Origin of the sequence: Rhodopseudomonas infernalis, assembly GCF_022271405.1 — a bacterium.
GTDB lineage: Bacteria > Pseudomonadota > Alphaproteobacteria > Rhizobiales > Xanthobacteraceae > Rhodopseudomonas > Rhodopseudomonas infernalis.
The window spans coordinates 74832-88354 of record NZ_JAJNAL010000018.1 but is presented as its reverse complement, the minus strand read 5'-3'; the positions used below and the strand labels follow the sequence as shown (position 1 = coordinate 88354).

Below are 13523 nucleotides of genomic sequence, written 5' to 3'. Positions count from 1 at the left end.
ATTTTGCCGCGCTTTATGGTTTCTGTTAACCATCGCGCCGTTCCCCTGCCTCCGAGTGATCCTTGCCCCGCACCTTCGACACGCCGCTGCCGATCGACGACGCCCTCGGTGATCTCGCCGCGGCGCTCACCGCGGGCAGCACCGCCGTGCTGGTGGCGCCGCCCGGCGCCGGCAAGACCACGCGGGTGCCGCTGGCGCTGCTCGACGCGCCGTGGCTTTTGGGCCGGAAGATCATCGTGCTGGAGCCGCGCCGCATCGCCGCGCGGGCCAGCGCCGAGCGGATGGCGAAGACGCTCGGCCAGAAGGCCGGCGAGACGGTCGGCTACCGCGTCCGGTTCGGCTCGAAAGTGTCGCGCGCCACCCGCATCGAGGTCGTCACCGAGGGCATCTTCACCCGGCAGATCCTCGACGATCCGGAACTGAGCGGCGTCGGAGCGGTGCTGTTCGACGAATTTCACGAGCGCTCGCTCGACGCCGATCTGGGGCTGGCTCTGGCGCGTGACGCCCAGCAGGGGCTGCGGGAAGACCTGCGCATCCTGGTGATGTCGGCGACGATCGACGGCGCCCGCGTCGCCAGGCTGCTCGGCGAGGCGCCAGTGGTGGAGAGTCTCGGTCGCGCCTTTCCGGTCGACACCCGCTATCTCGGCCGCCGCAGCGACGCGCCGATGGAGCGGCAGATGGCCGAGGCGATCGCGGCCGCGCTGCGCAGCGATGCCGGATCGGTGCTGGCATTCCTGCCCGGCGCCGCCGAGATCCGCCGCACCGAGACGATGCTGCGCGAGCGGGTGCAGGACCCCTCGGTCGAGATCGTGCCGTTGTTCGGCGCGCTCGACGCCGCCGTGCAGGACCGCGCGATCCAGCCGGCGCCCAAGGGGCAGCGCAAGGTCGTGCTGGCCACCTCGATCGCCGAAACATCGCTGACCATCGAAGGCGTCCGCATCGTGGTCGATTGCGGGCTGGCGCGCGTGCCGCGCTATGAGCCGGATCTCGGGCTGACCCGGCTGGAAACGGTCCGGGCCTCGCGCGCCGCGGTCGATCAGCGCCGCGGCCGTGCCGGCCGTATCGAGCCGGGCGTTTGCTACCGGCTGTGGGACGAACCGCAGACCGCGTCGCTGCCGGCCTACACCCAGCCGGAAATCCTGTCCGCCGACCTGTCGTCGCTGCTGCTCGATCTGGCCCAATGGGGCGTCAGCGATCCGGCGACGCTGGCCTTCCTCGATCCGCCGCCGGCGCCGGCGCTGAAGGAGGCGCGCGAACTGCTGCGCGAGCTCGGCGCGCTGGACCCCGATGGCCGCATTACCGACGAGGGCAGGGCCTTACGCGCGATGGCGCTGCCGCCGCGGCTGGCCCGCATGATCGTCGATGCGGCGCGTTGGGATCACGCCGAGGAGGCTGCCGAAATCGCCGCGATCCTCACCGAGCGTGGCCTCGGCGGCGACAGCGCCGATCTCGACGCGCGCCGCGACGGCTTTCGCCGCGACCGCTCCCAGCGCGCCGGCAGCGCCCGGCAGATGGCGCAAAGGTGGGCCGGGCAGGCGTCCTCTTCTTCTCCCTCCCCCCTTGCGGGGGAGGGTCGGGGTGGGGGGGCCACGGGCACGGCTGCGATTCGGGGCACCCCCACCCCCTCCCCGCAAGGGGGAGGGGAGTCAGGCCGCGGCTCGACGGCGCGCGGTGCACAACAACCAGCAGCAGATCTAGCGCTCTCCACGGGCGTGCTCCTCTCCTTCGCGTTTCCCGATCGCGTCGCCAGGAATCGTGGCAACGGCTCGTTCGTGCTGGCCAATGGACGCGGCGCGGCGATCGAGCAGACGTCGGCGTTGGCGCGGGCGCCCTATCTGGCGGTCGGCGAACTCACCGGCACCGCGGCGCAGGGGCGCATTCTGCTTGCTGCGCCGATCACGCTCGCCGAGATCGAGCGGCACTTTGGCCATCAGATCGTCGATGCCGACGAGGTCTCCTTCGATCGCGCCGCGATGGCACTGCGGGCACGGCGGCGGCGCGCCCTGCATGCGATCACGCTCAGCGAGGCGCCGCTGTCGCTGACGACGTCGGAGCACACCGCCCGGGTGCTCGCCGATGGTTTGATCGCCGCCGGGCTCGACCGGCTGCCGTGGTCGAAGCAGCTGCAGCAATGGCGCGGCCGGGTGATGTTCCTGCGCAAGGCCGAAGGTGATCCGTGGCCCGATCTGTCGGACGAGGGCCTGGCCGCGCAGCGTGAGGCGTGGCTGGTGCCGGCCTTGTTCGACAAAACTGGTCTCAAGGACATCTCCGCCTCCGATCTGTCCGACGCGTTGATGAGTCTGCTGCCTTGGGATCTGCGCGCCCGGCTCGACCGCGAGGCACCGACGCATTTCGAAGCGCCGACCGGCTCGCATCTGCCGATCGACTACGAGGCCGAGCAAGGGCCGACCATCGCGGTACGGCTGCAGGAATTGTTCGGGCTGACCACGCACCCCTCGGTCGCCGGCGGCAAGGTCGCGCTGGTGCTGGAGTTGCTGTCGCCGGCGCATCGCCCGGTGCAGGTGACGCGCGACCTGCCGGGATTCTGGCGCGGCTCCTATGCGGGGGTGCGGGCCGATCTGCGCGGCCGCTACCCGCGCCATCCCTGGCCGGAAGATCCGGCCAGCGCGCCGCCGACCCGCCGGGCCAAGCCGCGCGGCACATGACACACCGGCGCATGCGTTGCCGCGCCGGTCATTAAGGCTTCGCTCACCCTTTTGGTCAAAATAGCCGGCAGCGGCGACCGCATCGGTCGCAGACGCCGCGCCCGCGTGATTCTATGGCGCGGCCTTGGCTGGTGTGGGTATGCGTGATGCGTAACATCTTGATGATCGCGGCGGTGCTGGCGATTCTCGGCACTGCGATGGCCGAGATGGCAGACCGGATGATGCCGGCGCCGGCACAGGCCAGCGTGGCCAACAAGGCGACGGTCGGATTGTCGTCACAGGCGGGCACCCGCAGCCTCGCGATCCCGCGCGATCCGCGCGGCCATTTCCAGACCAACGGACGGATCGACGGCCAACGCCTCGCCTTCATGGTCGACACCGGCGCATCCGTGGTCGCGCTCAACGAGCGCTCGGCCGCGCAGTTCGGATTGCGGCCGCGGCCGGCGGACTACACCGCGAAGGTGACGACCGCCAATGGCACCGTGAAGGCCGCGCGGACACGGATCGCGATGCTCGATATCGGCGGACTGATCGTGCGCGACGTCGACGCCATGGTGCTGCCGGACGAAGCGCTATCAGAGAATCTGCTGGGCCTGTCATTTCTGTCGAAGCTGAAGCGCTTCGAATATGCGAATGGCCAGATGGTTCTCGAGCAATAGCCGTCGGCGCGGCGCTTTCGTTCGTCCCCACGTCTAATCGATTGGCGTCGCCCCGAGCATGTCCTTGGCAGCGAGCAGGCCGCCGCCCGCGATCAGCAGCGCCGCCAGCGCGAGTGTCGTGGTGGGCTGCGCATAGCCGGCGATGATCAGAAAGCCCGTCGACAGCAGCGGAGTCGCGTAGCTCGCTGCGCCGAGCACGCGGATGTCGCCGCGCTTCATGCCGATGTCCCAGGCGTAGAAGGCCGCGCCGACCGGGCCGATGCCGAGCGCGAAAATCGCGAGCCATTGCGACGCGCTCTGCGGCCAGACCGTGGTTTCGATCGCGCCGTGCACGAGTGCGGCGAGCCCCGCGGTCGCAAAGCAGAAGCCCGCGACCGCATCGGTGGGTACCGCCTTCAGGCGCCGCGACAACACCGAATAGGTCGCCCAGACGAAGGCGGCCACGAACGCCGCCGCGAGCCCGGGCCAGTGCGCCTGGTCGAGCGCGGCGCCGTTGCCGAGCAGCAGCAGGGCTGTGCCGGCGAGCCCCAGCAGGGCGCCGACGATATGGTGCAGCTTCAGCCGCTCGCCGGGCAGCGCCGACGAGAACAGCACGATCAGCAGCGGCCACAGATAGTTCAGCAGCCCGGCCTCGGCCGGGGGCGCCAGTCGCAGCGCGAGAAAATACAGCGCGTGATAGCCGAACAGTCCGCCGACGCCGACGGCCCACACCAATGCGGGCTGGCGCAGCGCCCGCATCGCGGCGGGGCGCACGGTCCATCCGGTCGACGCCGCCAGCGCGCCGATCGCGAACGTCATTGCGGCGAGCTGGAACGGCGGGATGGTTCCGGTCCCCACCGTCAGCACCGCGAGCAGCGACCACATCAGGATGGCGGATAGACCGATCAGAGTGGCGGTACGCGGCGTCATGGCGAGATCATCGTCAAAGATCGTTCAAAACGAGAAGGCGGACCGTGATGCGGTCCGCCTTCGGCACCTGCACAATGTGGCTGGCTCACGTCATGTACTGGCCGCCATTGATGGTCAGCGTCGAGCCGGTGATGAAACCGGACTCTTCGCCGGCGAGGAACACCACCGCGCGGGCGATCTCGTCGGCTTCGCCGAGCCGGTTGCACGGGATCAGCGGCAGGATCGCTTTCTCCAGCACGTCCTTGGGCACCGCCTGCACCATCTCGGTGTTGATGTAGCCCGGGCAGATCACGTTCACCGTGATGCCGCCGCGCGCGTTCTCGAGCGCCAAGGCCTTGGTGAAGCCGATGTCGCCGGCCTTTGCGGCCGAATAGTTGACCTGGCCGAACTGGCCCTTCTGACCATTGATCGACGAGATGTTGACGATGCGGCCGAACTTGCGCGCCCGCATGCCTTCGATCACCTGCCGGGTCATGTTGAACAGCGAACCGAGATTGGTGTTGATCACCGCGTTCCACTGCTCGAGCGTCATCTTGTGAAACGCGCCGTCGCGCGTGATGCCGGCATTGTTGATCAGAATGTCGACAGGTCCGAGATCGGCCTCGACCTGTTTCACGCCTGCCGCGCAAGCATCGAACGAACTCACGTCCCACTTGTATACTGGAATACCTGCCTCGTCCTTGAAGCGCTCCGCCGCCGAATCATTGCCCGCGTAAGTCGCCGCGACCGCATGACCTGCGGTCTTGAGTGCCTTACTGATTGCCGCACCGATACCGCGCGTTCCCCCAGTTACCAACGCCACACGCGCCATTTCAAACTCCCTCCGCAATGCTCATTCTTTTCTAGATTTCGTTTGTGTCGTCTCGAATAAAATCTGCCCGCTGACGAACATCAAGCAAAAACGCCCGGCAATCTGCCGGGCGTTTGAACATTCGTTGATGCACTGCACCTTGCTACGCGTGTTGCAACATCATGCCGCATCAGCGGCGCGACGTTGCTTCAATCGCGAGCGAGGCACATCGCGATTCCCATACCGCCGCCGATGCACAGCGTCGCGAGTCCCTTCTTCGCATCGCGCTTCTGCATCTCGTGCAGCAGAGTTACCAACACGCGTGCGCCCGATGCACCGACCGGATGACCGATCGCGATCGCGCCGCCATTGACATTGACCTTCGAGACGTCCCAGCCGAGATCCTTGTTCACCGCGCAGGCCTGCGCCGCGAAGGCTTCGTTGGCTTCGATCAAATCCAGATCGGAGATATTCCAGCCGGCCTTCTTCAGCGCCGCGCGTGAGGCGGGAATCGGACCGGTACCCATGATCTTGGGATCGACGCCGGCATGCGCCCACGACACGATGCGGGCCAGCGGTGTCTTGCCTTCCTTGGCGGCCTGGCTCGCCTTCATCAGCACGACCGCGGCGGCGCCGTCGTTGATGCCCGATGCATTCGCCGCGGTGACGGTGCCGTCCTTCTCGAACGCCGGCTTCAGCTTGGTCATCGCCTCGATGGTCGCGCCGTGGCGAGGATACTCGTCGGTGTCGACGATGATATCGCCCTTGCGGGTCTTGATCGTCACAGGGACGATCTCGTCCTTGAACCGGCCGGCCTTCTGCGCCGCCTCGGCCTTCTGCTGCGATGAGACCGCGAACTCGTCCTGCTGCTGACGGGTGATCTGATACTGCTTTGCGACGTTCTCGGCAGTGTTGCCCATGTGATAGCCATTGAAGGCGTCCCACAGACCGTCCTTGATCATGGTGTCGATGAACTCGACGCCGCCCATCTTCACGCCGCCGCGCAGATACTGGGCATGCGGCGCCATGCTCATCGATTCCTGGCCACCGGCGACGACGACATCGGAGTCGCCGTTCATCAGCGCCTGATAGCCGAGCGCCACGGTGCGCAGGCCGGAGCCACACAACTGATTGACGCCCCAGGCCGGGCTTTCGACCGGAATGCCGGCCGCAATCGAGGCCTGGCGGGCGGGGTTCTGACCCTGCGCCGCGGTGAGGATCTGGCCCATGATCACTTCGGAGACGCGGCCAGGCTCGATGCCGGCGCGCTCGAGCGCCGCCTTGATGGCGACAGCGCCGAGATCGTGCGCAGGCGTATTGGCGAAGGCGCCGTTGAAGCTTCCGACAGCGGTGCGGGCAGCGCTGACGATGACGACATCGTCCGACATGGACATCTCCTGGGGCTCGAGTTGATTGAACGATTGTTTGGACGGCGGGTGCCGGTTGGATCGGCCAGCGTCGGCGGCCATCCTGAGAATGCGGCCCCGGCGTGTCAATCGGGGACACGGCTTTCCTGCTTATAAAGTCACGCCGTCGGCACGGTTCAAGGCACCCGGTGCCTGCCGTTTCATCGCTGTCGCACAAAACGGTAGCCGAACCGCATTGGAAGTGCTTACTTTATTGCATTGCGTCTCAGCCCCGTCGTCAGGGAGCGGCGGGTTCCTTTCCTCCATGCGTGTGGGTGCCATGGCGAAATCAGACCAACCAACCACAATCAAAAAATACGCGAACCGGCGACTCTACAACACCGGCACCAGTACCTACGTGACCCTCGAAGATCTCGCGTCGATGGTAAAAGACGGCGAAGACTTCCTCGTCTACGACGCCAAGACCGGGGATGACATCACACGGTCGGTCCTGGCCCAGATCATCTTCGAGCAGGAAAACAAGGCCGGGCAGAACCTGCTGCCGACCACCTTCCTGCGCCAGCTGATCCGCTTCTACGGCGACAGCATGCAGATGGTGGTTCCGAAATATCTCGAGCAATCGATCGATTCGCTGACCCGCGAGCAGGAGAAATTCCGCAAGCAGATGAGCAGCACCTTGAGCATGACGCCGTTCGCGCCGCTCGAGGAAACGGTCCGCCGCAACATGGAGCTGTTTCAGCAGACCTTCTCGATGTTCGTGCCGCGCAAGTCGAGCCTCGATGTCGAGGGCGAAGCCACTCCTGGCGAGCCGGCACGCGAGGCCGACACGATCGACGATCTTCGTCGGCAGATGAAGGACATGCAGGATCGGCTCGATCGGATGTCGCTCGAACAGCCGAAGAAGGACGAGTAGTCCAGACGTCAGCCGCGCGGAGTCGAGACGCACCGCGCGGAGACATCTGGGACTGTCGCCTGCTGCTTCAGGCAACTGGCCAAAGCCAGTCATTCAGTTTCGGCCGGGCTCGTCCCGGTCATTGATGGCTTCAGCGCGAACGTCTCGGCAAGACGTGGATTCGCGGCACTGGCCGGCATGGCGTCGGGCGAGGCGATAACTGATTCCATCGGCCGGGCTTTGAGTCATCCGGCAAAGCCTTGTGACACCCGGCTACTTCGCCAGACGCTCTCGAACGACGTCGTCTTTCGCCACGTCTCTTGTAAGCCAGGGGCGGTGCTCCGAGGCGAGGCCGATCAGGCGTCCCTGGATGTAGTCGCAGCCCCAATCGTGCAGCAGCTGCGCCGACTCGTCGTCCTGCACCCACTCGGCCACTGTCCTGATGCCGAGCCGTCGCGCCAGATCGATCAGCGTCTGCACGAAGGCGCGATCGTCCGCCGAGCGCGCGATGTTCTGCACGAAGGCACCGTCGATCTTGACGATATCGACGCCGAGACTGCGCAGGTTGCGGAATGAGGTGTAGCCGGCGCCGAAATCGTCGATCGCGATCTTTGCACCGAGCTTCTTCAGCCGGGTGACGAAGCCGCGCACCTCATTGATGTCCTGGATTGCCACCGTCTCGGTAATCTCAACGATCAGCCGGTCGGCGACTCCGGGATGCGCCAGCATCAGCGATTCGATGCCGGCCCACCAGTCTGCATCCATCGTGTTGTCCGGCGAAATGTTCAGGCTGAGAGTGGTCTGCGGCGCGGCCGCGAGTTCGGCCACTACCAGTTCGAGCACGCGATGATCGACAAGCCGGATCAGTCCGAGCCGCTCGGCGACCGGCAAGATGTCGGGCGCCAGCAACATCTGGCCGTCGCTCTGCATCATGCGAACCAGGCATTCGTGAAAGGCCAGTGCCCGCGTCGCGGCATCGACGACAGGCTCATAGGCCAGCACGATGCGGCGCTCGTTGAGCGCGGTGACGATCTCGTCGGTGACGCGGATGTTGACCCGGCGCTGGGCATCGCGCTCGACATTCGGCCGCCACATCGACTGCTTGCCGCAGCGGCGGTGCTTCGCCGTCGACAGCGCCTCCTGGGCGCGGTTGATCACCTCGTCGGTGGTGCGGGCGTAGCGCGGGGAGATCACGGCCCCGATCGACGCCGTCACCGACACCGGGCCGGAGCGCGTCGGCACGATGTCGTCGCGCACCGCGGCGAGGAAGCGCTCGGCCGCCACCTGGGCGTCGTCTGCCGTGCAGTTCTTCAGGATCAACCCGAACTTGTTGCCCGAGAAGCGGCCGAGCTGATCGCCGGCGCGCAGCCGCGCGCGGATTCGCTGCGCAATGGTGGCGATGACTTCGTCGGCGACGTCGAAGCCGAGCGAGTCGTTGATGCGCGCCAGATGATCGAGGCCGATCAGCATGAAGCACAGGCCGTTGCGAAAGCGCGACGCCTCTTCGATCGCTTCGGCGAGCGCCGCCACCAGGTGGGTGCGGTTGAGTTCGCCGGTCAGAGCATCGTGCTGCGAAAGCTTCAGCAGTTGCTCGTCGCGGGCGTGACGCTCGTTGTTGATGCGGACCAGACCATCGACCCGCGCCGGCCGCCCGTCCGGGCCCGCGTACCAGCAGCCGCTTTCCTCGATCCAGGTGATCGGCGCCGAGGTCGTCGCCCGCACGCCATATTCGATGCGGTAAGGCACGCAGTGAGCGCCGGCCGCAGCCGCGGTGCTCAGCAAAGCGTCGCTTCGAATTCCCCGCGATGGTTCGATCAGCATGGCGAAAGCGCCACCGGTCGCAAGAGTGTCGGCGGGGATGTCTGGAAAAAGGTCCGGCGCGCGCTCGGTCCAGATCATCGCGTCGGTCGTTAGATCCCACACGAAAGCAGCCTGCCCGAGCGCCGACAGGATTCTAGCCGGCTCCGGGCGGATCGCTTCGGCGGGCGCTGCCGGCGGGTCGAGCGATGGATCGGCGGCTGGCACAACTGCCTCGTTTCGGGACGGGATCAGATGATTCTCCACCGCAGAATAGAGCGCCGCTGACTGTTCAGGCTAGGCCGAGATCGTTAACAATCCGGAAACCCTGTTTGACCCTGACCTGGGAACGTTACGAGGCCGCCGGGCATAATCCTTGCGAAGGTACCTTTGTAGCGAGGCAGGTGTCCCGGCGCGGTGCAGGTTGAACGACGATGGTAGGCATCCGGATCGACCAAGACGACGACATCGGTGGCTTCGGAGCAGCCGAGGCGGTCGAAGCCGAGCTGATCGAGCCGGTGCCGGTGATGTCGTCACCGTCGCGGACGCGCTACACCGACCGTCCTGTCCGGCCCTCGGCCAACTTCATCGCACAATTGTTGGCAATCGAAGGCGGCTACCCGCAGACCCGTGGCGTGTTTCGTGCAGAGCCGGACGAGGCAACCGCAGCCTACCGGTCAGCGCCCGTCTATGCAGCCGGGCGTACCCGGCGGATGTCCTGATGTAAATTCGAGCTTCAGCGCTCGGCCTGAGCGCCGGCAGCGTCGCCGTCAGGCTGCAGTGCCGGCGAGGTCACACGCGGCGAGCCAGTGGGCGCCGCCACCGGCTGTGGGCGGTCGAGGAGAACGGCTTCGGCGATCGACGCCGCAGAACTCGAAGCCGAAGACGCGGTGGCCGCAGCGGAAGCCGATGCAACAGACGATGTCGATTTAGCGGATGCTTCGGGCGATGCGGCGGGTGCGGTCGCCGGTTCGGTTGGAGCGGTCTCCGGCTCGACCTCCGCGGCTTGGTGCGCAACGCGAGGCTGCGGACGGCGGCGCAGCGCGATGCCGGCGAAGAAATCCACCAGCATCAGTGTCGCCAGCAAAAACACCGTGGGGTTGGCGAACTGCGGCAGCAGGACGAATTCGGCGACGGTGCCGGCCAGGACCAGCAGCGACAGCAGATGATCGGTGAGATATTTGGCGCCCGGCCGCCCCGCCTTGATGACTTCGAACAGCAGCAGCAGCACACCGAACGCGACCAGCATGTCGCCGCCGCTGATCGTCCAAACCGCGCCTGAGGGAAGCGGCACACGGGTCAGCGCTGCGTCGAAGCCGACGCCGGGCATCATGAAGATAACGATGTTGCAGATCGCGATCGGGATCAGCAGCAGCGGGAAACCGATGATCGACATCCGCAAAGCCCGTTGTTCAGAAAGACCATACACCGAGGCGCCCCGTTCGGGTGGCCGCGGGCTACTCTCTAACGCAACAGTTGGAGCAGATTCGGGCGTCGGCAGCGATCATCAGAGAGCAGCGATCATCAAAGAGTCGCATCCACCTGCGTCGCGCAACTCCGCGATCGCATCCGCCGGATCAGCATCGCAGTCGAGCGAACTGGTCGGCATAGCCGCAAAATCGACGCGGCGAGGCCGCGCCGATCAAACCTGAGCGAAGCTCAGGCGTCCTTCTTCTTGATGACCTGGCGGCCCTTGTACATCCCGGTCTTGAGGTCGAGATGATGCGGGCGGCGCAGTTCGCCGGAATCCTTGTCTTCCGCGTAGGTCGGGCGCTTCAGCGCGTCCGCCGACCGGCGCATGCCACGCCGCGAGGGCGAAGTTTTTCTTCTCGGAACGGCCATATCGTTGATCCTTGACGGGATTGATGTCGTCGTCCACAGCGGGACGGCCCGGCACTCGCGCGCAGGCGGAAAGCTAAGGCCGGGCTTATAACGGAAGCTGTGGAGGATGGCTAGACCACCGGGCGGCCTAAATCGTCTCAGGAGCCGCTATTTTCGCGCCAGCACGATTGCAATTCGGCGGATCGAGCCCGCGCCACATAGGTTGCGGCCAACCGGCGGACCCCCGGCCCGGGCTTTTTGGCGCTACGAATCCGCGGGTTGGGCAGGATTGCTGCCATCAGAGCGGCTTCCTGCGCGGTGAGCCGGGCCGCCGATCCGCCGAACGCATAGGCCGCACCGGCCTCGGCGCCGAATTGGCCGTCCGGGCCCCATTCGGCGATGTTCAGATAGAGTTCGAGGACGCGCTGCTTCGACAGCACGAAGTCGATCCACAGCGCCAGCGGAAACTCCAGCGCCTTGCGCACGACGCTGCGGCCGGGCCACAGGAACAGGTTCTTGGCGACCTGCTGGGTGATGGTCGAGCCGCCGCGCGTCGCCTCGCCGTCCTGCATGTCGTCGATGACGTCGCGCACCGAATCCCAGTCGATGCCGCGATGGCTGCAGAACTTGGCGTCTTCGGAGGCGACCACGCTGCGCGGCAACGCGGGTGAAATCCGTTCGATGTCGATCCAGTCGCGCGTCACCGCCGCGCCGGTCAGGCTGCGCCAGATCATCAGGGTCGAGACCGGATGGCCGGCGCTGTAAGCCAGCGTCAGCACATAAGGCGCGGCAAGCAGCAGAAGCAGCACCACAAAGGCGGCACGGATCAGGCGTTTCATACGGCCCCACCCGCCGCCCGGCCGCGGCGCTGGGCCACGATGGTCACAGTGCCCGGCATCGGTTCAGCTCCCCTGATACACCACCCCAGCACAGCGCCGAATTGACGAAGCCGGCGCCATGGTGAAATGGTCCGGCCGAATTTTATCTGGAGCACTTTCGAATGGCCACCGGCACGTCCACGATCGATTTCGCCAAACGGCTCGACGCCACCGCCGAGGAGACCGAAGCCCTGCTCGGGCGGCTGTTGTCCGACGACCTGCTGCCCGACGAGATCGCCCGACCGCGCCGGCTGATGGAGGCGATCCGCTATTCGACGCTCGGCGGCGGCAAGCGGCTGCGTCCGTTCCTGGCCGTTGAAAGTGCCGCGGTGTTCGGGGTCGATCGCGCCGGTGCGCTGCTGGTCGGCGCTGCGCTGGAGTGCATCCATTGCTATTCGCTGATCCACGACGATCTGCCGGCGATGGACAATTCCGATCTGCGTCGCGGCCGGCCGACGCTGCACAAGGCCTATGACGACGCCACGGCGATTCTGGCCGGCGACGCGCTGCTGACGCTGGCGTTCGACATCATCACCCGCGACGAAGTGCATCAGGACGCCAAGGTGCGGCTCGATCTCAATCGCGTGCTGGCGCGGTGTGCCGGGCTCGGCGGCATGGTCGGCGGCCAGATGCTCGATCTCGCCGGCGAAGGCCGGTTCGGCGACCGCGAGCCGGTCGATGTGGCAAAGTTGCAGCAGATGAAAACCGGCGCGCTGCTGCGCTACGGCTGCGTTGCCGGCGCCATCCTCGGACAGGCAACGGCAGACCAGTACCGCGCGCTCGACGATTACGGCCGCGCGCTCGGTGAGGCGTTCCAGATCGCCGACGATCTGCTCGACGTCGAAGGCGATGCCGCGGCGCTCGGCAAGCCGGCGGGCGCCGACGCCGCGCTCGGCAAAACCACCTTCGTCACCCAGCTCGGCGTCGACGGCGCCAAGCAGCGCGTGCGCGACCTGATCGCGAAGGCCGACGAGGCGCTGGCGCCGTTCGGTGCCAGGGGCGACGTGCTGCGTGCTGCTGCCCGGTTCGTCGCCGAGCGCAAGAACTGACCGCGGCATGAGCCGCGAAGCGCCCGAGGACAGCCGCCTCCTGCGCTTCCAAAAGCTGCCACGCGCGGTGCGCGTGGTGTATTCGCGGCCGCGGCTGTTCATCTCGATCATCGTCGGCGTCATCGCGGCACTGCTGCTGCCGGCGTGGCTGCGACCAGGCACGCAGGCGCTGATCGCCTGGGACGTCTCGATCGTCGTCTATCTGACGCTGGCATTTGCGATGATGGCGCGCTGCGGCGTCGACTACATCCGCCGCAACGCGGTGTGGCAGGACGACGGCCGCTTCCTGATCCTGCTGGTGACGGCGACCGGCGCGTTCGCCAGCATCGCGGCGATCGTGTTCGAACTCGGCGGCGGCCATCGCGGCAAAGCCGAGCTGGTGCTGGCGATCGTGACCATCGCGCTGTCATGGGCGGCGGTGCACACCACGTTCGCGCTGCACTACGCGCACGAGTACTACCGCGGCAGCCAGGTCGGCGGCCTGGCGTTTCCCGGAAGCGGCGACGATTCCGAACCCGACTATTGGGACTTCGTGTACTTCTCGTTCGTGATCGGCATGACGGCGCAAGTGTCCGACGTCGGCATCACCGACAAGACCATCCGCCGCACCGCGACGGCGCACGGCGTGGCGTCGTTCGTGTTCAATACCGCGCTGGTCGCCCTGATGGTCAACATCGCCGCCAGCGCGCTGTGAG

Annotated in this window: 13 protein-coding genes; 6 read left to right on the top strand and 7 right to left on the bottom strand. The window is 66.5% G+C overall.

Features of this window, described 5'->3' with window-relative positions:
• Positions 1 to 62 precede the first annotated feature (62 nt).
• Positions 63 to 2666 (top strand): ATP-dependent helicase HrpB, encoded by a 2604-nt coding sequence (gene hrpB, locus LPW26_RS14040; protein ID WP_238736026.1) that lies wholly within the window; start codon positions 63 to 65, stop codon positions 2664 to 2666.
• A gap of 146 nt (positions 2667 to 2812) precedes the next feature.
• Positions 2813 to 3325 (top strand): TIGR02281 family clan AA aspartic protease, encoded by a 513-nt coding sequence (locus LPW26_RS14035; protein ID WP_238736025.1) that lies wholly within the window; start codon positions 2813 to 2815, stop codon positions 3323 to 3325.
• Between the two features lie 33 nt (positions 3326 to 3358).
• On the opposite strand, the gene yddG is transcribed toward LPW26_RS14035, so the two are convergent.
• From yddG to LPW26_RS14020, 3 genes are all read right to left on the bottom strand, one after another.
• A complete protein-coding gene (gene yddG, locus LPW26_RS14030) occupies positions 3359 to 4234 on the bottom strand; it encodes an aromatic amino acid exporter YddG (protein WP_238736022.1) in 876 nt (291 codons plus the stop codon).
• Positions 4235 to 4319: 85 nt separating this feature from the next.
• Positions 4320 to 5045, bottom strand: coding sequence for an acetoacetyl-CoA reductase (gene phbB / locus LPW26_RS14025; RefSeq protein ID WP_238736021.1), 726 nt, complete (start codon positions 5043 to 5045; stop codon positions 4320 to 4322).
• A gap of 188 nt (positions 5046 to 5233) precedes the next feature.
• Positions 5234 to 6412, bottom strand: a complete 1179-nt coding sequence (locus tag LPW26_RS14020; protein ID WP_238736020.1) for an acetyl-CoA C-acetyltransferase — start codon at positions 6410 to 6412, stop codon at positions 5234 to 5236.
• A gap of 298 nt (positions 6413 to 6710) precedes the next feature.
• On the opposite strand from LPW26_RS14020, the gene phaR reads away from it, so the two are divergent.
• The gene (phaR, locus tag LPW26_RS14015; RefSeq protein ID WP_238736019.1) at positions 6711 to 7304 is read left to right on the top strand and encodes a polyhydroxyalkanoate synthesis repressor PhaR; all 594 of its coding nucleotides are present in this window, start codon (positions 6711 to 6713) and stop codon (positions 7302 to 7304) included.
• A 252-nt stretch (positions 7305 to 7556) separates the two neighbouring features.
• Here phaR and LPW26_RS14010 read toward each other — a convergent pair whose 3' ends face one another.
• Entirely contained in the window at positions 7557 to 9308 is a 1752-nt protein-coding gene (locus tag LPW26_RS14010) for an EAL domain-containing protein (protein WP_238736014.1), read from the bottom strand.
• A 206-nt stretch (positions 9309 to 9514) separates the two neighbouring features.
• On the opposite strand from LPW26_RS14010, the gene LPW26_RS14005 reads away from it, so the two are divergent.
• A complete protein-coding gene (locus tag LPW26_RS14005; protein ID WP_238736013.1) occupies positions 9515 to 9802 on the top strand; it encodes a hypothetical protein in 288 nt (95 codons plus the stop codon).
• Between the two features lie 14 nt (positions 9803 to 9816).
• On the opposite strand, the gene LPW26_RS14000 is transcribed toward LPW26_RS14005, so the two are convergent.
• The 3 genes from LPW26_RS14000 to mtgA form a co-directional block, all read right to left on the bottom strand.
• The gene (locus LPW26_RS14000) at positions 9817 to 10476 is read right to left on the bottom strand and encodes a hypothetical protein (RefSeq protein ID WP_238736011.1); all 660 of its coding nucleotides are present in this window, start codon (positions 10474 to 10476) and stop codon (positions 9817 to 9819) included.
• Between the two features lie 263 nt (positions 10477 to 10739).
• Positions 10740 to 10922, bottom strand: a complete 183-nt coding sequence (rpmF, locus tag LPW26_RS13995; protein WP_011439415.1) for a 50S ribosomal protein L32 — start codon at positions 10920 to 10922, stop codon at positions 10740 to 10742.
• A gap of 137 nt (positions 10923 to 11059) precedes the next feature.
• Positions 11060 to 11740 carry a monofunctional biosynthetic peptidoglycan transglycosylase gene (gene mtgA / locus LPW26_RS13990; RefSeq protein ID WP_238736010.1) on the bottom strand — a complete coding sequence of 227 codons (681 nt, stop codon included), beginning with the start codon at positions 11738 to 11740 and terminating at the stop codon, positions 11060 to 11062.
• A 161-nt stretch (positions 11741 to 11901) separates the two neighbouring features.
• Here mtgA and LPW26_RS13985 point away from each other — a divergent pair, with 161 nt between their 5' ends.
• Both LPW26_RS13985 and LPW26_RS13980 read left to right on the top strand, forming a co-directional pair.
• On the top strand, positions 11902 to 12828 hold the full coding sequence (locus LPW26_RS13985) for a polyprenyl synthetase family protein (protein ID WP_238736008.1): 927 nt from the start codon (positions 11902 to 11904) through the stop codon (positions 12826 to 12828).
• Positions 12829 to 12835: 7 nt separating this feature from the next.
• Entirely contained in the window at positions 12836 to 13522 is a 687-nt protein-coding gene (locus tag LPW26_RS13980; RefSeq protein ID WP_238736007.1) for a DUF1345 domain-containing protein, read from the top strand.
• Position 13523 lies beyond the last annotated feature (1 nt).

Bases quoted from the DNA above. Each gene is read 5' to 3' on its own strand.
- LPW26_RS14035 (WP_238736025.1), top strand. From the start codon at position 2,813: ATGCGTAACATCTTGATGATCGCGGCGGTGCTGGCGATTCTCGGCACT.
- yddG (WP_238736022.1), bottom strand. From the start codon at position 4,234: ATGACGCCGCGTACCGCCACTCTGATCGGTCTATCCGCCATCCTGATG.
- phbB (WP_238736021.1), bottom strand. From the start codon at position 5,045: ATGGCGCGTGTGGCGTTGGTAACTGGGGGAACGCGCGGTATCGGTGCG.
- LPW26_RS14020 (WP_238736020.1), bottom strand. From the start codon at position 6,412: ATGTCGGACGATGTCGTCATCGTCAGCGCTGCCCGCACCGCTGTCGGA.
- phaR (WP_238736019.1), top strand. From the start codon at position 6,711: ATGGCGAAATCAGACCAACCAACCACAATCAAAAAATACGCGAACCGG.
- LPW26_RS14005 (WP_238736013.1), top strand. From the start codon at position 9,515: ATGGTAGGCATCCGGATCGACCAAGACGACGACATCGGTGGCTTCGGA.
- LPW26_RS14000 (WP_238736011.1), bottom strand. From the start codon at position 10,476: ATGTCGATCATCGGTTTCCCGCTGCTGCTGATCCCGATCGCGATCTGC.
- rpmF (WP_011439415.1), bottom strand. From the start codon at position 10,922: ATGGCCGTTCCGAGAAGAAAAACTTCGCCCTCGCGGCGTGGCATGCGC.
- mtgA (WP_238736010.1), bottom strand. From the start codon at position 11,740: ATGAAACGCCTGATCCGTGCCGCCTTTGTGGTGCTGCTTCTGCTGCTT.
- LPW26_RS13985 (WP_238736008.1), top strand. From the start codon at position 11,902: ATGGCCACCGGCACGTCCACGATCGATTTCGCCAAACGGCTCGACGCC.
- LPW26_RS13980 (WP_238736007.1), top strand. From the start codon at position 12,836: ATGAGCCGCGAAGCGCCCGAGGACAGCCGCCTCCTGCGCTTCCAAAAG.